Below are 22602 nucleotides of genomic sequence, written 5' to 3' on the forward strand. Positions count from 1 at the left end.
ATTACGCGTTTAAGTTGAAACGTCCATTAGCCATCGTAGCAAAGGTGTTGCAGTATTTTTTCCAAAGTGGATTCTGACTCACCACCACCAAGCTCCACGGGCGCTCTGAAGCGGTTAGATAGGCAATAATTCGCTCTTGTTCCTGGGGTTCCAACTGCTCCAGCGGTTCGTTAAGCAGTAGTAACTTTGGAGAGGTGACAATGCTTCGAGCCAATACGATCTTTTTGGCCACGGTAAAGGGAATTTTTTTCCCTTCCGGATAGATTACGGTATCAAGACCCTTCGGCAACTTCTTGACAAACTCTGTTAATCCCGTTACCGTGATAGCGTGTTGTACGTCCTCCTGAGAGATTTCGGGGTCTCCAAAGGTTAGATTTTCCAGTACTGTACCTTCAAAAGGAGTTTCTTCTGAAAGCGATTGTCCAATTCCGGCACGATACCCATTGGGCAAAATACCTTTCATGGAGAGTCCGTTTACGTAAATATTGCCTTTGGAAGCATCTAAGATTCCAGAGATCAACTGAAGCAGCGTAGATTTCCCCGCACCGCTAGCTCCTGAAATATGGAGACGTGTTTGGCTATCAATCTTCATGCTCACGTTGTCCAGAAGTAGGTCTCCGTTATCCCGGGCATGATAGGAAACACCGTCCAATTCTAAACTAAAACGGTGTTGGTTTTGGAAGGGGTGGGCCCCCTGCTGTGTCTCTAATTCCTTATCTACTACCTGTCCTAATTTCTCTAAGGAAGTAAGCAGGTCGTAAAAGGATTCGAGTCGTAGAATGAGCTTCTCTACCGCACTAATGATGAGAAGAATAATAATTTCAGCAGCGACAAACTGACCAATATTCATTTCCTGATTGAGTACTAAAATTCCACCGATCAATAATAATCCTGCGGTCACCAGCACTTTGAATGTGATTAATTGAATAAACTGCAGTACCAATACCTTAAAATGACTCTCACGAGCACTGAGATATCGGGTAACCAACGCATCATTCTTGCGCATGGCCAAACTGGTTTTTCCCGATAGTTTAAAACTGGTTACCGATCGGGCTATTTCTTGAAGCCAATGCGCGATACGGTATTTGTGGGTGCTTTCCTCGAGACTAGTTACCATTCCCTTTTTTCCGGTGAATTTAATGATCAGGTAAATCAAGATAATCAACAATACCCCATACACTATAAAGAAGGGATGGTAGAGGGATAAGAGTAAAAGCCCGAAAATAATTTGCAGCAGGGCCGCGGGAAAATCCAGTAGGATTTTGGTGATTTCTTTCTGAACGGTGACGGTATCGAAAAAACGGTTGGCCAGTTCTGGCGGATAGTATGTTGAAAAGGATTCCATTTTAATCTTCGGAAAGCGATACGCAAATTCGAAGGAAGCACGGGTAAAGATCTTTTGCTGTACATTTTCAATGATTCGAAACTGCATGAGCTGAAGGATTCCTACGAAGGCTACACCCAGGGTAACAAGTACGACCAGGATGATCCAGGAGGTACTAATTTCCGCTCCCTGAATCAAATTGATAATGGCTTGAATCCCTAGCGGAAGCGACAAGTTTACAAGGCCGGCGAAAATAGCATAATAGATAATCTGGAGAATGTCCTTTCGATCTAATTTCAGCAGATTCACCAAGCGTTTCCAGGGGGAGATGGCGGGATCATTCATGAGTACTCAGATTTAGGGTTGAAAACACAAGGTGGGTAAAGAATTCATGGGGCATGGTGGTCTCATCACAACTCGTTAGAGAAGGAAAATGCTGTTTCAAATAGTGTTGGTGCAACACCCCTTCAATAACCATGCTTGCCAAACTTTCCACATAGGGATAGTTGGGTTGTGCGTTTTGGATGATGTTTTCAAAACGTCCCACCAAGCGCTTGTAGATTGAAAAACACCCTTCTTTATTTTCTTTATCCACTTCTTTGGTGAGGTACGATTTGGAAAACTCGCTGATAATAATCGCGTTTAGAATCTTTTCGTTAACGTGTGAAAAATCGGAGTCTTGTTTGGTTTCTTCGGAAAGTACTTCGATCGCTGTGCGCAACACTTCCTGGGTGTCGTTGAGGTTGGCGGTTCGAAAGACCAACTTGTATTCCATCCAGGCCCAGTACCACGAAGTTAAATACAGAAGCAATTTATGTTTGTTTTCGAAATACCGATAAATAGAGCTTTCATTACTTCCAATTCTACTTCCTAACTTCTTAAAGGTAAATTTCTCGAATCCTATTTCGTCAATCAACAAAATACTTTCTCCAACGATGTTTTTACCTAAATCAGAGGTTTCAGGATCTTTTAGATACAAGCTCTCGTGAATAACCACTTTGAAATTTCGTAGCAAACTTTGCATAATAGTAATTTAAAGCGCAATAATAATAGTAATACTATTAATTGTAAAGAACATTAACGTATTTTTAGGAACTATGCGTATTATTTCTAAGGTCTTTACGGGTACATTTGAGGTATGGAACTAGCACAACTCATTGCGCATCGTCGTTCGGTCTTTCCCGTGCAATACAATAGCGAAGCTATCAGTAAAAGCGAAATAGAAACACTGCTGCAAGCGGCCAATTGGGCGCCTACGCATCGGCGTACGGAGCCTTGGCGGTTCAAGGTGTTTCATTCCGAAGCCTCACGAAAGGGATTGAGTGATTTTCTTGCGCGAACCTTTGAAGCCACCGCCGAGAAATTCTCAAAAATCAAGCAAAAAAAGATTGCCGAAAAGCCGGTACAGTCGGCTTGCGTAATTGCCATCTGCATGCAACGAGATCCCAACGAATCGGTTCCCGAGTGGGAGGAGGTTGCCGCTACTGCTATGGCTGTTCAAAACATGTGGTTACTGGCTACAGCAATGGGTATTGGTACCTATTGGAGTTCCCCCGGCCTTCGAAATCATTTGAATGCCCACGTGACCATGGCCGAAGGAGAGCAATGTTTAGGTTTTTTCTATATGGGAAAATACGACGGGCCCTTGGAAGAAGGAACCCGACATACCGCTATTGAGAAGAAAACTACCTGGTACTAGCACTTATCAACTTACCAACCGCCGTCATCCGTGGCGTCTAATTGTTGCCAATTTTGATTGTTAACAGAGGTGTCTGTATTTGGATTGTAGTACGCATCATTCGAACCAATGTATTCGTTATTTCCGTTGCTCCAGTATTGATTATAGCCCTCTTGCACTTTATAGGTGTTTCCAGAATTGGGATCGGTCATGTTCTTTTGTTCCCAAATGCCGTCTACAAATTGGGATTGCATGCGGTCTGATGATTCGTTCTGAGAACGCCACGTGCTCATCATGGCATCGTTCACGGCATTCGTAGATTCCCGATAGGCTTTTTGTGTGGCATCGAAACTACGCTGATTAGCAGCCATTCGGTTGTTATGCGCTGTCCAACTCGCATTTGATTTTTGGCGTTCACGCTGATTGTATTGTGCAATGTACTGCGGATTGTGCTGAACGTTTAGCAAGGCATTTATCAAGTGTTCTTTAGCCGATTCAAATTCAGACGCTGGAGCGTCCAAAATATAGCCGCTGTATCCCCACATGAGCAAGCCCTGAGAAAAACTGCTCATCTTTTGTAGGATCAGGAGTGATTTACTGCCATCCGGCGCGTTGAATTCAGCCCCTAATACTTCAAAACTCTTTTGTGAGGGTGCTACCTGGTACAATTGAGCAAAATACTGTTCATCCACTTTGGCTAATTGTGGAATAGGATAGTTGCGGATACGAGAGTATCCTTGTTGCGTGATTGACGGAATGATGTCTTGTTGCAGAATTTGCTGTACATTAAGATCTTGCCGAAGATTTGCTCCACTTTGCGCGTATATTTGTTGGTAATAAGGATCTTGGGTGTACATAAACGACTGATACTTCATTTGATACACTTTGATGCCATTAGGACCTTCTAAAAATAACCCTTCATTATTTGGGCCGGAAAAATTCCACGATTGGGGTAAGGGTACGCGCCCGGTGACCATGTTGGTTTTCGGGTCAATGGTGTTTTTATAGACTATTTGAGTGTTGTTTTGAGCCATACGTTTCGAGTTCGTTGGAGTCGCTTCGGAAGGAGTATCAGCATATATTTCAGCATCTTCATACGATTGGAATTCTTCAACGTAGGGTTCTTCTTCCGAAGAAAAATTCATACAACTAGCAACGAGGAAAGTGAAAGATAGAAGGGTGAGCAGAGGTTTCATAAGGGTTGTTTTACCCTACATCGGAAGATTTTGAACTTGTCATCATCGCAACGGACTTAAAAAAGCAATTCGCGGTGGTTCCAGACCTGATAGCAGAAGAGACCAAGATACACCAGGGTGGCAAAAAACTTCATAAAAGTAGAGGCGAGAAATCCTATAAACGATCCAAAAGCAGCCTTAACAGCATCGGGGCCGTTGGTTTCGTTAAACACCATTTCACCAACAAACGCTCCGGCAAAAGCACCCACTAAGATGCCAAAGGGAATAGGCAAAAAGAGCCCGATGATGAGTCCGATGGTCGTTCCCCATGCCCCGGCTTTGCTTCCGCCAAAGCGCTTGGTCCCCATCGCGGGAATGATGTAATCCAACACGTAGATCGCAATGGCGACGAATCCGGTAACGCTAATAAATACCCAATCAAAGGGCAGGGCAGGTGCGAGATAGAGTACGATCAATCCCGCCCAGCTGATGGGTGTCCCCGGAATGACGGGAAGTATGCTGCCCGCTATTCCTACGATCATCAAAACAAACCCTATGGTAATGCAAAGTAGCTCCAAACTGTGTCATTAGTATTCAAAAGTAGGTATCTGTTACAGTATTTAAACTAAAAAATTAGTTTAAACTAAATATTTAGTTATATTTGTAGTGAATACAACAACATGCGGCTACTTCAATGGTTCTGTTTCTTTGGAATATTTTCGGTTTCAACCGTGATAGGGCAAGCCTATGTTGGAGAAGTTATGTATCGAGGTAGCTATGAATACATCAAAATCGTGGTGAGTGAGGCAGACACCTTGGTTTCATTTCCCTATGTAGATGGCAAAGCTAGCTACCCTCTAAAAAACAAAGGCGCATCGAAATTTGTTTTTCTTCGGAAAGGAGCCCCTTGGAACCTTCGTTGGGAACCAGTAACCTCCCCAAGTAAAGGAACTATAACCTACAGCGGACAAGAACAATCGATCACCTTATGGAAGCAGCTTCCTCCATTAGCAGAATCCGATTTGGCGTCCTACGAAGGGGTGTTCGAAGACAGCACCGGCCAACGAACGGTTATCTATGCGGGTAACGGATACCTACATGTGATGTCGCCCTATTCTGAACGAACCATGTCGTTAAAGCCCATTGGAGAACAGCTACTTTGGACGGTTTCCGGAGCGCTTTGGGAATTTCATCCGCAAGATGGCATGTACAGGGTTCAGTTGCGAAATAACACGTCGCGCACGCTTCAATCACTACCTCCAATCAAAATAGAAGAACATTGGATACCCGTTGGTAGTGATACGTTATTCGCCAAAGTGTTTTACCCGCCACAATCACATGATGCAGCAGCATGTTTAGTCCTTCCGGGAGGAGGTGCTGTTGGCATGAAGAATTACGAATACGAGGCACGCTACTTTGCAGCCCAAGGACTGGTGTCCATGATTTTTGATAAATCTGGCAATGGCAAGTCGAAAGGCGAAGGTAATTTTAGACAGCAGACCTTTTCAGAAAAAAAAGCACAGTACATTGCGCTATACCATTATTTGCAGAACCTTCCGGACGTAGACGCGAATCGCGTCGGAGTTCACGGCCCCAGTGAAGGTGGGCGATTGGCCTTAATGATGGCAGGAGCCCTTCCCGACATGGCCTTTGTAAATGCGACCGCCGCACCCATCATGAGCATGCGCGAGGGCCAACTGTATGCGGTCGCTCAATACCACCGTAATTTGGGGCTTTCAGAAGCAGACATCAACGCTGTAGTAGCACTGTGGAATGATTATTACGACGGAATCTTAAACAACAATATACCTACATCCGTTATAGCACGAGCCAATAGTTTCCGAGACCGTCACGAACGGATGTTTTTGCCGCCAAACAGTACACTGGTGCCGGCCGCGCCTTCCGCGGAAGATCTAACCGATAGGACCGTTGTGAGGGACCTTTCTCAAATTGGCTGTCCGGTGTTTTTACAGTATGGTGAAAATGACGAACGAGTTCATGCCTCGGCGAGCCTTCAGAATTTTAAACAGCATATCGCCCCTAATGTGCCCTATCGAATTGAAGAATATCCACGGGCGAATCATTCGTTTATGACGCCAGAGTTTGAAATCAGTCACGGCTATTTGGACGATAAGCTGGTATGGCTTCAACAAATAGGAATTTTAAAACGAACACCATGAAAACAACCCTTCTCATCCTGCTACTCGGTATTTCGTTGGTAGCACAGGCACAAAGTGTAGCGGAGGAAATCCTAACTCAGAATCGCGCCATGGAAACGGCCTATAACAATGGGGAACTTACTGCCATTGCTAACTTTTACAGTTCGGAAGCACACATTATCGGTCCGCGTACCTTCATCGAAGGCAACGAAGCGGTGGTTAACTATTGGAAGGGGTTGGAAGGAAGGCATGTAAGATGGCGATTAGAAAACAATGAAATCCTGCCGTATGGGGAGATTGCGATACAGCGGGGCGTGTCGTACCTCACTTTTATGTACGAAGGAAAAGAAGTAGAATCTGTAGTGCGCTTTACCCTCTTATGGATACAGGAAGACGGTTCCTGGAAAATTAAAATTGATCATTATTCACCTTTATAGCATGAAAGAACTAACAAAAGCAGAAGAAGACATCATGCAGGTATTGTGGGACCTGGGCGAAGGCAACGTGGCTGCGATCATTGACGAGTTACCAAAGCCAAAACCGGCCTATAATACCGTTTCGACCATCGTTCGCATCTTAGAAAACAAAGAATTTGTGGGGTATCGAAAGGAAGGTCGTGGGCATATTTATTTCCCTTTGGTGCATAAGGCAGAGTACAGTCATCAAAGTCTGAATAAATTGATGGACGGCTATTTCCAAGGCTCGTTTAAAAGTCTCGTTTCCTTTTTTGTGAAGAAAAACGATATGAGTTTACAAGAGTTAGAGGGTGTGCTAAAAGAAATTAAAAAAGATTCAGAATGATACATTATCTTCTCCAAACCATTGCATTTCAAGTGTTGTTTCTACTTGTTTATGATGTATTTCTGAAGCGAGAGACCTTTCATCGCGCCAATAGATGGTATTTATTATTAACTCCGTTGGCTTCCTTGTTGCTTCCAATGATTCGAATAGAAGCCATACGAGCGCAGATCCCCGAGAACTATGTGATTTCACTGCCAACGGTCATCGTAGGTGAGTCGGTTTCCACAACTTCTGAAGCCGGGAGCGTGCTTGCCGGAACAACTTCGTGGTTTTCCTGGACAATGCTATGGGCCTTTGGGAGCCTGGTAGCGCTTTCGCTATTGGGAATCAAACTATTTCGAATGGTGCAACTAACCCTTCAAGGGAAACAGAAAGAAAGTCATGGCATCGATTACATTGAATTACCGCAGTCAACGGCAGCCTTCACTTTTTTCCGAAAGATTTATCTGGGAGCGTCTGTGGACGCGACGCAGAGAGCGGCCATCTTACAACACGAAAAGGTACATGTAGACGAATGGCACAGTTACGACCTGCTTTATTTTGAATTCCTCCGAATCTTCTTTTGGTTCAATCCGCTAGTGTACCTGTTTCAGCATCGAGTGGGGGCCTTACACGAATACACAGCCGACCGGCACGTGGCGCGCTTACAAGGATCTTCCAAGTACTATCAGGAATTACTTTCTCAGGTATTTCAAACCAAGAACGTTTCATTCATCAATACATTTTTCAATCAATCATTAATCAAAAAACGAATTATTATGTTACGTAAAAACAAATCCAAGAATATTGTTCAACTCAAGTATTTGTTATTGCTCCCGATTATTGGCGGGATGCTCATCTACACCGCCTGTTCTCAAGAGCGAGCTTCGGAAGCACCTTCTGAAATTTCTGAAAAGATCGTCGACCTACAGCAGGCGCTAGAGGCCAAAGGGGAACTTTCCGAGGAAGAATTGAAACAACTAAACACCTTGAATGTTAGGGTTACCCAACTCTCAACGGCACTACACCCTGTTAATCCGCAAGGAATGACATATTCCCAAGTTGTAAGCACTGAAGAAGTTCCTTTCGCAACTATTGATGAGACGCCAATTTACCCGGGATGTGAGAATTTAGGGCAACAAGCAGCTAAAAAATGCATGACGGAAAAGATTTCCAGTTTGGTCGTCAAGAATTTTAATACCGACGTAGTTAAGGGACAAGGACTGATGGGTATCCAGCGTATTGCCGTTCAGTTTAAAATTGATACTGAAGGAAATATCTTAGATGCAAAAGCGCGTGCCCCGCAGCCAGAATTAGAAACTGAGGCCTTACGAGTTATTCATTTGTTGCCGCAAATGTCACCTGGCGTGCATCGTGGAAAAAAAGTTTCAGTAATGTATTCGCTTCCAATAGTTTTCAGTATAGATGAATAGAGTTTTCCTAATCATTTTGGGAGTACTAGTTTTTAAAGCCGAAGGCCAAACACCTTCGGCTTTGGCCGATAGCCTGTATGCCGCTGGAACCTATTCTGAAGCCTTGCAGATGTATCAGGAGATTCCCGACACCTGGAAGCAACAAGCGGCTATTTACGAGCATTGGGGCGACCTGTCGAAGGCGATCTCCTTGTATGAAGAACAACTACGAAAGCAGCCGGAAACTCCTACCGTACCATTTGCGTTGGCAACATTGTACTTTCGAGAGGGCAATAAACTGGCGGCCGACAGTCTGCTGCGCGAATTATCGGTGAAAGACCCGATGCAGGCGACCTACCACTACCAACGTGGATTGGTTTGGGAAGGAGAAAATGATTCCTTGTCACAGCAGCTCTTTTTACAAACGCTTCAGTTAGAACCGCGACATCAAAATGCACGCTATAAGCGAGCGCGATACACACTCACCAAGCGAGATTTTGACACCGCATCCCGTTATATTTCTGAAGCGCTGAAGCAAAACCCTAACAGTCTTCGTTTTCTCAATCTTAGGGCCCTACATGCTTTTTATACGGAAGCTTTTCACCAGGCCGTTGAGGATTATGAACGACTTGTGAGCGTGGGAAAAAGCAACGAATCGTTACACGAACACCTCGCGATTTCCTACAGGGCGACGCTGCAGTACGAAAAGTCGCTAACACAGTACAAAATTCTGATCAATCAGTTCAATGATAAGATTCCCGAATGGCATGCGGGGGTGGCTGCTACGTATAGCGGACTCAAGGAATACGATAAAGCGGAGCGGCATTACGAGATCGCCATACTTTTGAAACGCCCTTCTGTGGAAGAAGAATACATGCAGTTGGCGTTACTCTATGGCGCACAGAAACGATACAAGAAGCAGTACGAAGCTCTGCAACAAGTTGTTGTCGAGAACCCTGAAAGTCAGCGTGGCTGGTATATGTTAGCCACCGCCGTTGAAAACCAACAATCGGATGCCTCGAAAGCGATTCCTCATTACGAGCGCTATTTGGCGAAATTCGGTGAAAATGGCCTCTACAGCGCCTATGCCAAACAACGTATTAAAGACATTACGACCCAACTTCACTTCGAGAAGGATTAAGTATGAACTAAAAATCGTACTTTTCAGCACTGTTTGCGCCTATGAAGTACGCTGTTTTCATACTATTGGTAATAATTTTGAATTCCTGTCAGTTTTTTGAAACCGAGAAGATCTCTTCGGAAACCTTTTACGAACAGGAAAAAGCACAGCTAGATTGGAAGGACGTAGACCGTTACCCTACCTTTCCCGCTTGTATGTCCTTCACGGAAAAAGCCGAACAAAAAAAGTGTTTCGAAACAACGGTTCTAGACCATTTGTATCGGTCTATCGAAAACCGAGATTTGGAAGCGACACAAGCGCTTCACGATACTTTGTGGATTGAGTTCGTGATTGCAAAGAACGGGGAGCTCATTCTTAGAAACCCTCTTGATATGGATAGTCTTACCAAGGCATCTCTTCCGCATTTAACCGCATGGATACAAGAAAGTATGGATTCGCTTCCACGACTCGAGCCGGCCTATAAAAGAGGGATACCGGTACGGTCCCATTATTCATTTCCGTTGGTGTTGGCCACTACAGATTGAACTTGTATCCCACCGTGAAATCTACCGGAAATTCATCGTTATTATTCAAATTGAGCGCAACAATATCGTTATACGCTACGGTAAGATAGCCATTCCCCAGCGCAATATCGGCCCCAATTCCCAAAGCAAAGGGTGCTAGGAATTCGTTGTAATTACCCAAGGTAATCAACTCGTCAGAATCATCTATAAATTCAACGTTTTGATTGACCACAATATAGTTTACAATTTTGGTGTTCACGAAGAAGTCGAATGCAGCACTCTTTATAAACTTGAAACGATAGTTCAGCGAGAACTGAGAGGATGAAAAATCGTAATCGGAGGTCCCCAGAAGCTGTCGGAATTGCAACACTAATGCATGTCGGCGTAGTTTTACCTCATCATAGATTTCCCATTCTACCCCAAATTGAGGGATGATACTATTATCGGGATTGGTCGCGTACACGTAATTAGTTCCGCCTACAAACCCTCCGAGTCGGGTCTTTAAGGCGACCGACGGAGTGTCTATTGCGTAATTGGGGTCGACTTGTTTGTTGTAGGTGATAAAAAAGGATCGCAAACTGGGAACGGTGAGTTTAACCTCTGAAACGTTCACGGAAGCGTCTGCCGTTTGTGATTGCAGTATCGCTTTGTATTCTTCTTGAAATTGACCGTTCTTCCGCGTGTTTCGCAATTCGAGGATCGTGCCTCCTTTCTTCGAAAAATAGCGATATTCTCCATCCACGGTATTCCACAGCAAAGTAAGAGGTCCCGAAACCTCAGTTTTTAGCGTATAGCTGGTTCCGTTGATCGTGTAAGTGTCTTGTGCCACCATGGAGGCGGTTAGCAGAAAGAAGCAAGCTAAAAGTAGGTGATTCAGTTTCATAGGGCGATAATTGAGAGACTAATGTACTAAATAATTAGGTATTAAAACGACGGCCTTTCCACTGGTAGCCACTGGTAGTGCTCTTAAAAACCACCCAAAGGGTCACAAAGGGGTAGAATAAGGCGCTCCACAGATAGTAGGAAATGGAGAGCCGTTTCCGAAAAAAATGTGCGCAGGTCCATAAGATAATAGGATCGAGCAGCACCTTTAGAATAGCGAATACCAGATAGTATTTGAAGAGTTCCGAAAAAAGCAGCGACAGTAATAAACCGAGAAGGAACCAAAGATTTGCTAAGAACACGATCCCTCCAATAAGCGGATTTCTCCAGTTCTTTTGTTTGGACGTTTTACTTGCCCATCTTATTCGTTGCTCGATAATATGGCTCCACTGTTCCTCTGCCGCGGTGTTCACAATTGCTTGTGGCGATTTTAAATAGGCCGTTTGACCTGGAAATTGGGTGGTCATTTTTTCCAACAGGAACACGTCATCTCCACTTGCAATGTGGGTGTTCCCGTGATATCCGGCGACCTGTAAAAAGGCGTTTTTAGCATACGCCAGGTTGGCGCCATTACACAACAGCGGCGTCTTATTTCCGAACCCAGCCATGGTAAGGGCCTGCAGACTAATTCCATCCCAGGTTTGAAACTGCTCTCTCCGATTTTGTTTGCCCTTGATAAATACGGGACCTGCCAGGAGTTGAACCGAATGGTTCTGAAGGTACGCATCAAACGCTCGCAACCAGTATTTGGGAACCACACAGTCGGCATCGGTAGTTACGATCCAGTCGAATTCAGCCAGCTGTACCGCGTGACTTATAGCATCCTTTTTGGGCGAGCCTGTGTGTGATGGCGTTTTCTCTATCCGAGAGGGAATTGGAATGGAGGCGAGCATGGTCTCAATCAATTCGGTAGAACCGTCGTCTGAGGCATCATCCATAAAAATGATTTCGAACATGCTATGCGGATACTCCAGGTTTTTTAACGAGCCTAATAAGCTCGGCAGATGTTCGATCTCGTTCCGGTACGGAACGATGACCGTAAACAGTGTTTTGGGTGGAGGACCGTCTGTCAATACATCTGGAACGCTTTCACAACGGAAATATCCCCACAAGATCCACAGGAGGAGTACTAAATATGCGGCAGTAATACCAATACTAACAGCGATCATACGGGCTGTTTTTTAACGGTGAGAAGATACCAGGAACCCAGTAGGGCGGGGAGTACCACATTGAGAAACCACATCAAAAAAATCGTTCCTAAGATAATGATTTCCTGAATGTTATAAAAGGAGAATAACCAAACGGCAACCCCAGACCGAATCACTACATCTAACAATACAAAAGAGGGAATAATCGACACGAGCAAATACAGGATCGTAATGACGGGAAAAAATTCTAGAACGGTCATAGAACCACCAAAAACCAGTAATATCACATAGAAAAGGCTGCTAAAACAAAAGTATCGCAGTAACGAATATCCTAGCAGCGTTCCCCAGAGAGTTGTAGAAAGGTTCCGGTAAAAGCTCCAAATTCGCAACGGACTCGCACCTTGGACGAACCAGTCCATTTTTCGGTAGCGATACATTAGGCCCAAGATAACAAGTGTGATCCCTAGGCTACCCCAAAAAAAGGTGGGGGAAATAATGGTGGATACCGACATCGAACTGACTAACAACCCGGCACTCCCCATGAGCACTGTAATGGCCATTTGACTACTCTGACCCGCAAAGGTGAAGAGCATGATCTTTTTTCGATGCCTCGGCGGAAAGAACAATGCTTTTGCTCCATATTCGCCAATGCGATTGGGCGTTGCCAGCGATGCGGTTAAGGCCATTAGGCTTTGTTTCCAGGCGGTACGAAAAGAAATGCTGCGTACCTGAGACGCCGCAGTCCGCCACTTTTGCGTTTCTAATAACCAATTGATGGTCGCCAAAGCGACAAACACCCCAAACCAGGCGTACGAACTTGCTCTTTGGGTCCACTGCCATAACCAGTCGATTTCCCGATCGGCTTGCGACAGCTTGTTATAGACATAATAGGTGGTTACGACCAAAATAATTCCCTTTAGGGCAATCCAACCATAATGTTTAGCTTTGTAGGAAATGGCGATCATGTTTCGCTAAAGTAAGTAATCTTTTGCTGCAGTATGACTTCGGAAAGAATCATCTTAGGGATAGACCCCGGAACCACGATCATGGGGTTTGGGTTGATTAAAGTGGTCAAAAAGGAGATGCTGTTTCTTCAACTAAATGAACTCAAACTTTCCAAATTCGACGATCACTACGTACGTCTGAAGCAAATTTTTGAACGTACGCTCGAGCTCATCGATACACATCATCCCGATGAGATCGCTATTGAAGCACCCTTCTTCGGAAAAAATGTTCAGTCCATGTTAAAATTGGGAAGAGCACAAGGGGTTGCCATGGCCGCGGGCCTGTCTCGGCAAGTTCCGGTGACAGAGTATTCTCCTAAAAAAATTAAAATGGCCATCACCGGAAACGGGAACGCAAGCAAAGAACAGGTGGCTAAGATGTTGCAACAAACCTTAGGGCTAAAAACCCTTCCGAAGAATCTGGACAGTACCGATGGCTTGGCGGCGGCGGTGTGTCACTTCTACAATAGCGGAAGCATAGCTACCGGAAAAAAATATTCGGGTTGGGATGCCTTTGTCAAACAAAATGAAGATCGCGTCCAATAGCTACCCCAGGCTTCAATTGCGTACCTTTCCGAAGAAAAATTATTGATGTCAGGTCTCTATCTACATATTCCATTCTGCAAGCAAGCCTGTCACTATTGTGATTTTCATTTTTCAACTTCCCTTAAAAAAAAGGAACCCTTGCTTCGGGCTATGGAAAACGAACTTCAGCTTCGCAAAAACGAACTCAAAGGTCCGCTTGAAACCATCTATTTTGGGGGTGGTACGCCAAGTTTATTGACTTCGGAAGAGATAGCACGGCTCTTATCCGTAATTTCAGATACCTTTTCCCTAGAGACCTCACCGGAAATCACCTTAGAAGCCAATCCCGATGATCTTTCCGAAGCCGTACTGGAACAACTGGCAAAAAGTCGGGTAAACCGACTGAGTATTGGCGTGCAGTCCTTTTTTGAGCAAGACCTCAAACTGATGAATCGCGCCCACACCGCAGGAGAAGCCTGGGAGGTGATGCAGCGTGCTCTAGATTATTTTGAGAACGTAAGCATGGACCTCATCTATGGCATTCCCGACATGTCATTAGGGCGATGGGAAGAAAACCTTGAAAAGGCCTTTGCGTTAAAAGTTCCCCATCTTTCGTGCTATGCCCTAACCGTAGAACCGCGAACCGCGCTGAAAAAATTTATCGAAAAAGGCATTGTGCCGCCGGTAGAAGATGAGGCTGCGCAACAACATCACGAGCTACTGGTCAAGGCTACCAAAGAAGAAGGGTACGTCAATTACGAGTTTTCCAATTTTGGAAAACCGGGCTACGCGTCTCGAAACAATCAAGGGTATTGGCTGGGGAAGCCGTATCTGGGGATCGGACCTTCAGCGCACAGCTACGACGGCAGACAACGAAGTTGGAATATTGCCAACAATGCCCAATATATTAGGGCGCTGCAACGGGAAATTTTACCTATAGAACGGGAAACGCTCACCAAAACCGATCGTTATAACGAATACGTGATGACGCGCTTACGACTACAGGAAGGAATGGACCTGAACGTGTTGGAAACCACCTTTGGAACGCTTTATCGAGACTATGCCGAACAGCAGGCCGCTACCCATATCGCACAAGGCTACCTACTTCAACAGGGAACAACCTTGCGCGTTTCAGAGAAAGGAAAGTTCCTGAGTGACGGTATTGCAAGTGATTTATTCTTAGTACATTTAAATCCTTCAGAAGAAACGCAATGAAAGCTACCCTTAAGATAGATGAGCGACTTATAACGATCGACTTGCACGCACCGATCGACATCTCATTGACGCTGCGCGGATCTGAAGAGAACCCGGTGGCCTGGTATCTGGATACACCTAAAATAGAGCCGGTACAGCTTGGTGATTGGAAGGGCAGTGTTGCTGAAGGCGCCTCTGTCAATTTCAATAACATCTATTTCAACCCACATGCGCATGCCACCCATACCGAATCGGTGGGGCATATTACGAAGGAAGCGCATTCGATCGCCAGGCTATTAGACCGATATTTTTTTCTGGCGGAAGTGATTACCGTAGTGCCTGAAACCGTGGGAGACGATCAAATTATTCCCGCAATAGAAATTAAAAAAATGTTGAACGGTAGTACACCGGAAGCGCTGATCATTAGAACCCTCCCGAACACCGACGAAAAACAGCAGAAAAAGTATTCCCACAGTAATTGGCCGTACCTTCACGAAGATGCGGCGGCCTATATGCGCAACTTGGGAATACAACATTTGTTGATCGATTTGCCCTCGGTAGATAAAGAGAAAGACGAAGGGGCATTGGCGGCGCATAAGGCTTTTTGGAATGTACCCGAAGCCCCCCGTTACAACGCAACCATTACAGAATTGATCTACGTGCCAAACGAAGTGGCCGACGGTAGATATGTACTGAACTTACAACACGCTAATTTTGAAAATGATGCCGCGCCCAGTAGACCTGTATTATATGCTATAGAATGAAAACAGTATTGAAAATAGAAGAGTGGATGCAGTTTCTCGCTGGACTGTATTTTTTTTCGCAACTTGAATTTGCCTGGTGGTGGTTTCCGGTGTTGATTCTTACGCCAGATATTGGTATGTTGGGGTATCTCCAAAGCCCACGAACTGGGGCGCTTACCTATAATCTGTTCCATCATAAAGGAATCGCCATCGCGCTAGTACTCCTGGGGATTCTCACAAACTATCCTTGGATGCTGTTGGTAGGAATTATACTGTTTTCTCATGCCTCCTTGGATCGGGCCGTGGGATATGGCCTCAAATACAAAGATCATTTTAAACATACCCATCTCGACAAAATAAAAAATGCCTAATGGAAACATTGTTTTTAGGACTGGGTCTAGGTGCCATCGCTGCCTACTTCATTTTCGGTTGGGTAACCAAAGATCGAAAAAAACAACGAGCACAGCGGCAATCGGTGGTGTTGATGCGACAAATTCGGTCTGTATGTAAGCTGATCACGGTAGAAGGTGATTTTTCAGAGATTTATCATTACGAGAGTATGAAGCACAAATGGGTTAACCGTCTCTTAGGAAAGAAAAAAGCGCTGGTGCTTATCGAGGCCAAAGCGCATGTGGGGTTCGATCTTACGACGCTTCAATTGGAACCCGATGAAGCACAGCGAACAATTATTGTGAGTCAGTTTCCAAAGCCCGAATTGCTCTCAATTGAAACCGACTTCAAGTATTATGATAAGAAAGAAGGTTGGGCCAATCCGTTTACGGCTTCCGACCTCACCGAAATCAATGCCGAAGCGAAACAATACATTGTCGATAAAATACCGGGCAGCGGGTTGTTGGAAGAGGCACACCAACAGGCTTACGAAACCATGCAGTTATTAGAAAACCTGGCGGCTACCATTCATTGGAAAGTAGATTACTCACAGCTCACTCCCCATCATACTTCTTTGCTACAAAATGAAAACAATAACAATAGTTAGGGTCCTTTTTTTACTGGGGTACCTTGGTAGTCCAATGCTACAGGCACAAGATTTCGAGCGTGTTGATGCCACCATAGAACTCTATCCTTCTTCTTTTGATTCGACAACAGAACTGGCCCATTTTATCAATCGCGATTTCTCTTCCGAAGCCGAAAAGGTACGGGCTATTTATACCTGGATCATTTCGAATGTGGCCTACGACCCTGATGAATACAAAAAGTTTAACTTCAACTTTAAAAATTACCGCGAGCGGAATGTCAAAGAAGAAAAAACACGCCAGCAAGTGATTGCCCGAACCCTGCAAGAAGGGATCGCTGTTTGTGAAGGCTATGCGATGCTTTTTGAAAAACTCTGTGAGGAAGTAGGGATTTCAAGCTACCTAGTGCGAGGGGATACCAAAACCCATTTCAACGATATCGGTCGGTCTTTCAACACCAATCACATGTGGAATATTGCAAAGATAGATGGCACCTATTTTCACTTCGATCCTACTTGGGGAGCGGGAAGATATGATGGAGCTTTTATATTTGATCCTAGCTATGTGTACTTTCAAACTCCTGCGGAAGTATTTATCAATAGTCATTTCCCGGAGTTGGAGGAAGATCAGTTACTCGAACCGCCAGTCTCATTCGAAGCCTTTAGCGAGCGTCCTTTGTTGTTGCAGGATCGATTCGATTTCTCTGCACTGGAAACACCAACCAAAGGAGTGTTGCGATTGGAAACCTTTTTGGGGAACATTCCTTTTAGTATCCATACCAAAGCCCCGGAGACCCTTGCCTATCGCATGAATGAGACCTATGCTGAAATTCCTTTTGAAATGCGCGAAGGAAGGCTACAGTTTGAAGTTCCGCTCTCTTTGGGGGCACAATTTCTCCTGATTTACATGAACGAACAACCTGTGTTGGGATATAAAATTAAGTAGGTATGAATATTGAGCAATTTAGAGACTACTGTCTTCAGAAAAAAGGTGTCACCGAATCATTTCCTTTTGACAATGATACCTTGGTGTTTAAAGTGATGAACAAGATGTTTGCATTGGCAAGTCTGGAACGGCAGCCATTAACCGCTAATTTAAAATGCGATCCTGAACGTTCGTTAGAATTGCGCGAAGCGTACGACGGACTCATAATCCCTGGGTATCATATGAACAAGAAACATTGGAATACCGTGACCTTGGAAGGTGCCATACCTGCCGAGTTGCTATATGAACTTATCGACCATTCGTATCAATTGATCGTAGACGGCTTACCCAAAAAAGTGAGAGAAGCACACGCCAAACTATAGACATGTCAAAAAGTGTGGTAATAGTGGGGGGAGGTATCGTTGGCTTATGTACGGCCTTCTATCTCGAGCAAGAAGGGTTTCAGGTGACTCTCTTAGACCAGTCTGATATGAGCTCGGGCGCTTCGTATGTGAACGCAGGATTTGTTTCGCCCAGTCATTTGGTGCCGTTAGCTTCACCTGGGATGGTGCGGCAAGGACTTAAATGGATGTTTAACCGTGCGAGTCCGTTGTACATAAAACCAAGACTTGAAAAAGATTTTCTACGTTGGGCGCGAGCATTTCAGAAGAGTTGTACCGCAGCCAAGTCTGCCAAAGCCGTTCAGGCCATTAAAGACCTCTCTGTGAAGAGTGTGGAGCTGTATCAGGAGCTATTGACCTTACCCGCATTTCAATTTCATCTTGAAAACAAAGGACTGCTAACGCTTTGCATCACTCACAAAGCGTTGGAGAAAGAACAACAACTCCAACAGTTGGTACAGCGGGAAGGACTAGGAGCTACGATGCTTACCAAAAACCAGGTAAAGGCCTTAGAACCATCCGTTTCAGATGCTGTTCTAGGAGGGGTTCATTACCAATGCGATTGGCACAGTACTCCACATAAGGTCATGCAGCAGCTAAAAACACATTTGAAACAGCAAGGCGTTACCATTCTTCCGAAGCAGGCGGTGGTAGGATTCAAAAAGAAAGGAACGCGCATTCTGGCGGCACAGACAGCTACCTCCACGTTTGAGGCGGATCAGTTTGTGCTAGCAGCGGGAAGCTGGAGCCGTTCGCTGGCTGCCTCACTAGGACTCTCATTACTGCTGGAAGCGGGGAAAGGGTATCGTATTGATGTGTCGCGTAGGCTTCCTATTACATTGCCGGCCATTCTTGCCGAATCAAAAGTAGCAGTAACGCCTATGGAGCACGCTACTCGATTTGCGGGTACTATGGAACTTTCAGGAATCAACACGAAAATTAGAAAAGAACGGGTAGAAGCTATAGCCAGAGCTGTGCCCCATTATTATAATGCCGTGTCTGTTTCTGAAGCGGAACAAGCTCAAGTGGCTTGTGGATTGCGCCCGGTGACTCCTGATGGATTGCCCTACATTGGCCGTACCGCTGCTTACGACAATCTTGCTATTGCCACAGGGCATGCCATGATGGGATGGAGTATGGCACCTGCAACCGGTGCTATAATCGCCGCAATCTTATCCGGAAAAAAATGCCCGTTTTCCGTTGCCTCTTTTCATCCGGATCGCAGCTTTTAGCCGCAGGACATATCCGCTACAATCTTCCACTCGCCATCGATTTTCTTAAAGATAATCATAAACACACCTTCGGCATTGCCTTTGGTCCGCTCCAGATGATAGGCACCCATCACCCAATAACTGGTAGCATCGATGGGTGACACATCATTAATGGTAAAGCGAAGGGTTCCCGAGTCGGCTGGAGAAGGATAGCCTCTTTTGTAATTGTTAAGGGTAGCTTGCCACCCTTTGGTGAGACCGCTGGCACCGTAGAACGTTAAGGAATCACTTTTCCAATAGCCTTCCATAAAACCTTCAAGATCGTGGGCACTCCACGCTTTTTCCTGTGCTTTCATAACCGTTAAGATGGCTTTTTTATCTTCGGAATAGGATTGTCCATAGACAAAATAGACCATTGAAAAAAGCAGGCAAAGGGTGAGATAAATTGATTTCATACCGTACATTTAGATGGTAAAAATAAGTTTATTTTCTATTCCGAAAATGTATCCTATGCCAACCATTACCTTAGTTACCGAACAGCGATATGCACATCCCAAAAAGAAGACTCCTTATATTGCGAATATCTTGAAGGAATATGAACTCCTGAAAGCTGCCTTGGAAGCCGAAGGGTTTTTGGTGAAGCGTACCGCCTGGGACAATCCAAACTATGCTTGGGAAAACAGTGATGCCGTGGTTCTCAGAACGACATGGGATTACTACGAGCGATATGACGAGTTTATGACATGGCTGGAATCGGTACCGCAAAAAACGCATTTGATCAATTCCATCGATATGGTACGATGGAATGTCAATAAGCATTACTTGCATGACCTTCAACAAAAGCAGATTCCTATCGTCCCCACCTTTTTTGCGAGCACCAAAACCCATAGGTCGCTCGAAGAAATTTGTAAGACGAATGCATGGGAGCATGTAATCGTAAAGCCTGCAATTGGAGCAGCGGCCTATCTAACATATCAATTACAGGGCTCCCAGATTCAAGCCTTTACTCCTCGGTTTGCCGAACTCCTTGCACAGCGAGATATGCTAGTACAACCCTTTCAGAAGTCCATTACACAAAAAGGAGAGGCTTCGCTGATGGTATTTGGAGGAAGATTCACCCATGCTATTCTGAAAAAGGCGAAGGCGGGCGATTTTCGCGTGCAGGATGATTTTGGAGGAACCGTACATTCATATGAAGCTTCCGAAGCGGAGATCACACTTGCTGAAAATGCTATGAATAGTTGTCTATCCCTTCCGGTGTATGGACGTGTGGATATCATGTGGGATGAAGCCGGAGCTCCTATGGTTTCAGAATTAGAATTGATTGAACCCGAAATTTGGTTGCGTGATCATCCTTCTGCAGCACATCAATTCGCCCGTGCTATTAAGACCAAGATGGGGCAAGTCTAAGGGCGGGACCCTGGGGAAGATGCTCTTTGAACAGCAGATCGGGGTTGGGGCACAATGCCATCCAGTGATCCAATTCAGAGGGGTAGGCAGTACCGGGATAGTTTTCGGTATTTCCCAGTAAGTGGGTTAAAATTTGAAAATGCAAATGCGGCACCCAGTCCCCGTTTTCTGAAGCACCTCCAATCCAACCCAGTTGGTCTCCTTGTGCAAGGGTGGTACCTGCCGGGCTATGAACCAATGAATCTTCTGAGAGATGCCCATACAGGGTATAGAATCGTTGGTCTTTTATACGGTGTTCTACAACCAGTAGGGGTCCGTAATCCTTATGAAATGCGTTGTTGTGAGAAATAACCACCGTTCCGGGCAAGGGACAATGAAGAGGGGTTCGATCGGCAACCCAAAAATCGGTACCCAAATGGATGTTTCGATATTCTTTGCCTGTAGGCGTTTGGCGCTGGTAGCGATCGGTATTATAAAAGGAACGAGCTTCCAGATACCCATTGGCAATTAATGCGTCGGGGTGTTGCTGCTGAAACCGATCCATACGGTGCTGTGCGGTTTCCAGATTTTCATGAACCGGATCGGTTCCGAAGAAGGTGCTGCCAACCGACATGTCCGGCGCTTCTACACGACTAAAGGGAAGCGTTGGAAACATATCGTGCAATGAGCACTGCATAGTGAGGTATGTATGTACTTCTTCTGACTTCACGATTTGTTGCGTGTTATTCGGAAAGTGAAGATAGCGAAATCCGGAATATCTTGAGATACCTAAAGCACGGATTTTTGCTTTTTATAGAACGCATCTGCCTGCAGCTGCATCAGCTCCCTGGCTTTCTGTCGTTTGTAATCATAAAGCTCCTGCTCTTCTGCGATATCAGCATACACTCGATTGTTTACTTCTCGATCGGTGGTAACTACTATTTCCCGTTGCATTTGTTGTTGCGTTACCCAAGATCGAACCGCTCCTTCCTGCTCAGCCAACTTGAGATCGTAGGCCCCTTTAGGCGAGAGAAGTTTTGCCAAAATTGGCGAGGTTTCAATGGCCAAGAACAATAAGAAAATAAAAAGAGAAGGCAGCCACGGTAATTTATTTAAGGCGTTCACCCGTGCCATGAGTCCGTCGAATCCATCTATCACCGGTTGGGTGCTGGCGACTTTTTCGTTGTATTCATTGGTTAGGGTCTGCTGTTGTGTCTCGAGCGCATTGATTTTATCAGCATTGGTCGCTCTAAGATTCTGGAGCGCGGCCAGCTCGGCATCGTGTTTGTCGCGTTTTTCCTGGTAAACGGGTCCTTTACCCAAGATTTCGGTTCCGGCGCGGCCTTCTGCTTCGGCGATGTAGGTGTCGTATAAGGCGTTTACTTCGGCTTCTTTCGTACGGACTTCAGATTCCAGTTCTTCTATTTCTGCTGCTATGGCGTTGAGAGTAGGCGTATATTGCAGTGCTAATTGGTCTTGGTTTTCGAGCGTCATTGCATTTTTCTCTTCCAGAAGCACTTGATTGATCTCTTTCTCAAAGATTTTTAGCTCCAAAGGTTTTGAAATGACGATTGCTATTATAACGGCAAGCGCGATTCGGGGTGAGGCCTGGATCAGTTCATCGAAAAAATTATCTCGTTTTTTGATGGTGGAAACAATAAACCGGTCTAGATTAAAGATGAGTAAGCCCCAGATGATTCCGAAGAAAATTGCCGAGACATAACTGTCAAATACCGTAAACAAGGCATATGCGGCAGCAATGGTTGCCATGACAGCGGTGAAGAAAACCGTGGCACCAATTCCTGCATATTTAGTGCGCTCTCCGGCAGAGCACTGTTCAAGAATATCGGTGTCGGCTCCCGAGCAAAAAATAAAAAAACGTTGTAGCATAAGACGCTGATTTTTTGATTGATGGAGTATTTAAAACGTATAATCACCTGCGATGTTGTGTGAGAAAGCGAATAATCGAAGCGTGTAGTTCTTCGATAAAACGAGAAATTAATCGTATTTTTGCCGCGCGAAACGCTCCCCTTTT

26 protein-coding genes are annotated in these 22602 nt (G+C 45.1%); 16 read left to right on the forward strand and 10 right to left on the reverse strand.

From position 1 onward, the window contains the following. Position 1: 1 nt before the first annotated feature. Together PO830_RS02940 and PO830_RS02945 are read right to left on the reverse strand one after the other, a co-directional pair. On the reverse strand, positions 2–1669 hold the full coding sequence (locus PO830_RS02940) for a peptidase domain-containing ABC transporter (protein ID WP_272852050.1): 1668 nt from the start codon (positions 1667–1669) through the stop codon (positions 2–4). Further along, positions 1662–2348: a TetR/AcrR family transcriptional regulator gene (locus PO830_RS02945; protein ID WP_272852051.1), complete on the reverse strand. Its 687-nt coding sequence runs from the start codon at positions 2346–2348 to the stop codon at positions 1662–1664. The genes PO830_RS02940 and PO830_RS02945 overlap by 8 nt, the downstream gene beginning before the upstream one ends. A gap of 114 nt (positions 2349–2462) precedes the next feature. Between PO830_RS02945 and PO830_RS02950 the strand changes: the two genes are divergently transcribed. Next, positions 2463–3023 (forward strand): nitroreductase family protein, encoded by a 561-nt coding sequence (locus PO830_RS02950; protein WP_272852052.1) that lies wholly within the window; start codon positions 2463–2465, stop codon positions 3021–3023. Positions 3024–3034: 11 nt separating this feature from the next. Here PO830_RS02950 and PO830_RS02955 read toward each other — a convergent pair whose 3' ends face one another. Both PO830_RS02955 and PO830_RS02960 read right to left on the reverse strand, forming a co-directional pair. Then, positions 3035–4198 (reverse strand): hypothetical protein, encoded by a 1164-nt coding sequence (locus PO830_RS02955; protein ID WP_272852053.1) that lies wholly within the window; start codon positions 4196–4198, stop codon positions 3035–3037. A gap of 56 nt (positions 4199–4254) precedes the next feature. Beyond that, on the reverse strand, positions 4255–4719 hold the full coding sequence (locus tag PO830_RS02960) for a DUF456 domain-containing protein (protein WP_272852054.1): 465 nt from the start codon (positions 4717–4719) through the stop codon (positions 4255–4257). A gap of 138 nt (positions 4720–4857) precedes the next feature. Between PO830_RS02960 and PO830_RS02965 the strand changes: the two genes are divergently transcribed. Genes PO830_RS02965 through PO830_RS02990 form a run of 6 tightly spaced genes read left to right on the forward strand, consistent with a single transcriptional unit; the run spans position 4858 to position 10193 of the window. Beyond that, complete coding sequence (locus PO830_RS02965; protein WP_272852055.1) at positions 4858–6357, forward strand: alpha/beta hydrolase family protein; 1500 nt, start codon at positions 4858–4860, stop codon at positions 6355–6357. Next, positions 6354–6773: a YybH family protein gene (locus tag PO830_RS02970; RefSeq protein ID WP_272852056.1), complete on the forward strand. Its 420-nt coding sequence runs from the start codon at positions 6354–6356 to the stop codon at positions 6771–6773. The genes PO830_RS02965 and PO830_RS02970 overlap by 4 nt, the downstream gene beginning before the upstream one ends. Before the next feature lies 1 nt (position 6774). After that, the gene (locus PO830_RS02975) at positions 6775–7137 is read left to right on the forward strand and encodes a BlaI/MecI/CopY family transcriptional regulator (RefSeq protein WP_272852057.1); all 363 of its coding nucleotides are present in this window, start codon (positions 6775–6777) and stop codon (positions 7135–7137) included. Next, positions 7134–8549 (forward strand): M56 family metallopeptidase, encoded by a 1416-nt coding sequence (locus PO830_RS02980; protein ID WP_272852058.1) that lies wholly within the window; start codon positions 7134–7136, stop codon positions 8547–8549. The genes PO830_RS02975 and PO830_RS02980 overlap by 4 nt, the downstream gene beginning before the upstream one ends. Next, positions 8542–9669 carry a tetratricopeptide repeat protein gene (locus tag PO830_RS02985; protein ID WP_272852059.1) on the forward strand — a complete coding sequence of 376 codons (1128 nt, stop codon included), beginning with the start codon at positions 8542–8544 and terminating at the stop codon, positions 9667–9669. The genes PO830_RS02980 and PO830_RS02985 overlap by 8 nt, the downstream gene beginning before the upstream one ends. 41 nt (positions 9670–9710) lie before the next feature. After that, entirely contained in the window at positions 9711–10193 is a 483-nt protein-coding gene (locus tag PO830_RS02990; RefSeq protein WP_272852060.1) for a hypothetical protein, read from the forward strand. Here the strand turns inward: PO830_RS02990 and PO830_RS02995 are convergent. The 3 genes from PO830_RS02995 to PO830_RS03005 are packed head-to-tail and all read right to left on the reverse strand — an operon-like array spanning position 10183 to position 13167. Continuing rightward, the gene (locus PO830_RS02995) at positions 10183–11055 is read right to left on the reverse strand and encodes a hypothetical protein (RefSeq protein WP_272852061.1); all 873 of its coding nucleotides are present in this window, start codon (positions 11053–11055) and stop codon (positions 10183–10185) included. The two genes, PO830_RS02990 and PO830_RS02995, sit on opposite strands and share 11 nt — an antisense overlap. 34 nt (positions 11056–11089) lie before the next feature. Continuing rightward, entirely contained in the window at positions 11090–12223 is a 1134-nt protein-coding gene (locus PO830_RS03000; protein WP_272852062.1) for a glycosyltransferase, read from the reverse strand. Then, positions 12220–13167, reverse strand: coding sequence for a hypothetical protein (locus tag PO830_RS03005; protein WP_272852063.1), 948 nt, complete (start codon positions 13165–13167; stop codon positions 12220–12222). Before PO830_RS03005 ends, PO830_RS03000 begins: the two co-directional genes overlap by 4 nt. A gap of 33 nt (positions 13168–13200) precedes the next feature. Between PO830_RS03005 and ruvC the strand changes: the two genes are divergently transcribed. Genes ruvC through PO830_RS03045 form a run of 8 tightly spaced genes read left to right on the forward strand, consistent with a single transcriptional unit; the run spans position 13201 to position 19199 of the window. Then, positions 13201–13752 (forward strand): crossover junction endodeoxyribonuclease RuvC, encoded by a 552-nt coding sequence (gene ruvC / locus PO830_RS03010; protein WP_272852064.1) that lies wholly within the window; start codon positions 13201–13203, stop codon positions 13750–13752. A gap of 45 nt (positions 13753–13797) precedes the next feature. After that, complete coding sequence (gene hemW, locus PO830_RS03015; RefSeq protein WP_272852065.1) at positions 13798–14946, forward strand: radical SAM family heme chaperone HemW; 1149 nt, start codon at positions 13798–13800, stop codon at positions 14944–14946. Continuing rightward, entirely contained in the window at positions 14943–15689 is a 747-nt protein-coding gene (locus tag PO830_RS03020) for a cyclase family protein (RefSeq protein WP_272852066.1), read from the forward strand. The genes hemW and PO830_RS03020 overlap by 4 nt, the downstream gene beginning before the upstream one ends. Next, the gene (locus PO830_RS03025) at positions 15686–16039 is read left to right on the forward strand and encodes a DUF4260 domain-containing protein (RefSeq protein WP_272852067.1); all 354 of its coding nucleotides are present in this window, start codon (positions 15686–15688) and stop codon (positions 16037–16039) included. Before PO830_RS03020 ends, PO830_RS03025 begins: the two co-directional genes overlap by 4 nt. Then, positions 16039–16665 carry a DUF4230 domain-containing protein gene (locus PO830_RS03030; protein ID WP_272852068.1) on the forward strand — a complete coding sequence of 209 codons (627 nt, stop codon included), beginning with the start codon at positions 16039–16041 and terminating at the stop codon, positions 16663–16665. The genes PO830_RS03025 and PO830_RS03030 overlap by 1 nt, the downstream gene beginning before the upstream one ends. 34 nt (positions 16666–16699) lie before the next feature. Further along, complete coding sequence (locus PO830_RS03035) at positions 16700–17587, forward strand: transglutaminase domain-containing protein (RefSeq protein WP_272852069.1); 888 nt, start codon at positions 16700–16702, stop codon at positions 17585–17587. Positions 17588–17589: 2 nt separating this feature from the next. Continuing rightward, complete coding sequence (locus tag PO830_RS03040; RefSeq protein WP_272852070.1) at positions 17590–17949, forward strand: MmcQ/YjbR family DNA-binding protein; 360 nt, start codon at positions 17590–17592, stop codon at positions 17947–17949. 2 nt (positions 17950–17951) lie between these two features. Next, the gene (locus tag PO830_RS03045; protein ID WP_272852071.1) at positions 17952–19199 is read left to right on the forward strand and encodes an NAD(P)/FAD-dependent oxidoreductase; all 1248 of its coding nucleotides are present in this window, start codon (positions 17952–17954) and stop codon (positions 19197–19199) included. Here the strand turns inward: PO830_RS03045 and PO830_RS03050 are convergent. Beyond that, on the reverse strand, positions 19196–19633 hold the full coding sequence (locus tag PO830_RS03050; RefSeq protein WP_272852072.1) for a YybH family protein: 438 nt from the start codon (positions 19631–19633) through the stop codon (positions 19196–19198). The two genes, PO830_RS03045 and PO830_RS03050, sit on opposite strands and share 4 nt — an antisense overlap. A gap of 55 nt (positions 19634–19688) precedes the next feature. On the opposite strand from PO830_RS03050, the gene PO830_RS03055 reads away from it, so the two are divergent. Then, positions 19689–20588 (forward strand): ATP-grasp domain-containing protein, encoded by a 900-nt coding sequence (locus PO830_RS03055; RefSeq protein WP_272852073.1) that lies wholly within the window; start codon positions 19689–19691, stop codon positions 20586–20588. Here the strand turns inward: PO830_RS03055 and PO830_RS03060 are convergent. Beyond that, positions 20563–21297 carry a peptidoglycan DD-metalloendopeptidase family protein gene (locus PO830_RS03060; RefSeq protein ID WP_272852074.1) on the reverse strand — a complete coding sequence of 245 codons (735 nt, stop codon included), beginning with the start codon at positions 21295–21297 and terminating at the stop codon, positions 20563–20565. The genes PO830_RS03055 and PO830_RS03060 overlap by 26 nt on opposite strands. Before the next feature lie 59 nt (positions 21298–21356). After that, the gene (locus PO830_RS03065; RefSeq protein ID WP_272852075.1) at positions 21357–22457 is read right to left on the reverse strand and encodes a DUF4407 domain-containing protein; all 1101 of its coding nucleotides are present in this window, start codon (positions 22455–22457) and stop codon (positions 21357–21359) included. Positions 22458–22602: the final 145 nt, after the last annotated feature.

Origin of the sequence: Altibacter sp. HG106 (assembly GCF_028561755.1) — a bacterium.
GTDB lineage: Bacteria > Bacteroidota > Bacteroidia > Flavobacteriales > Flavobacteriaceae > DFVG01.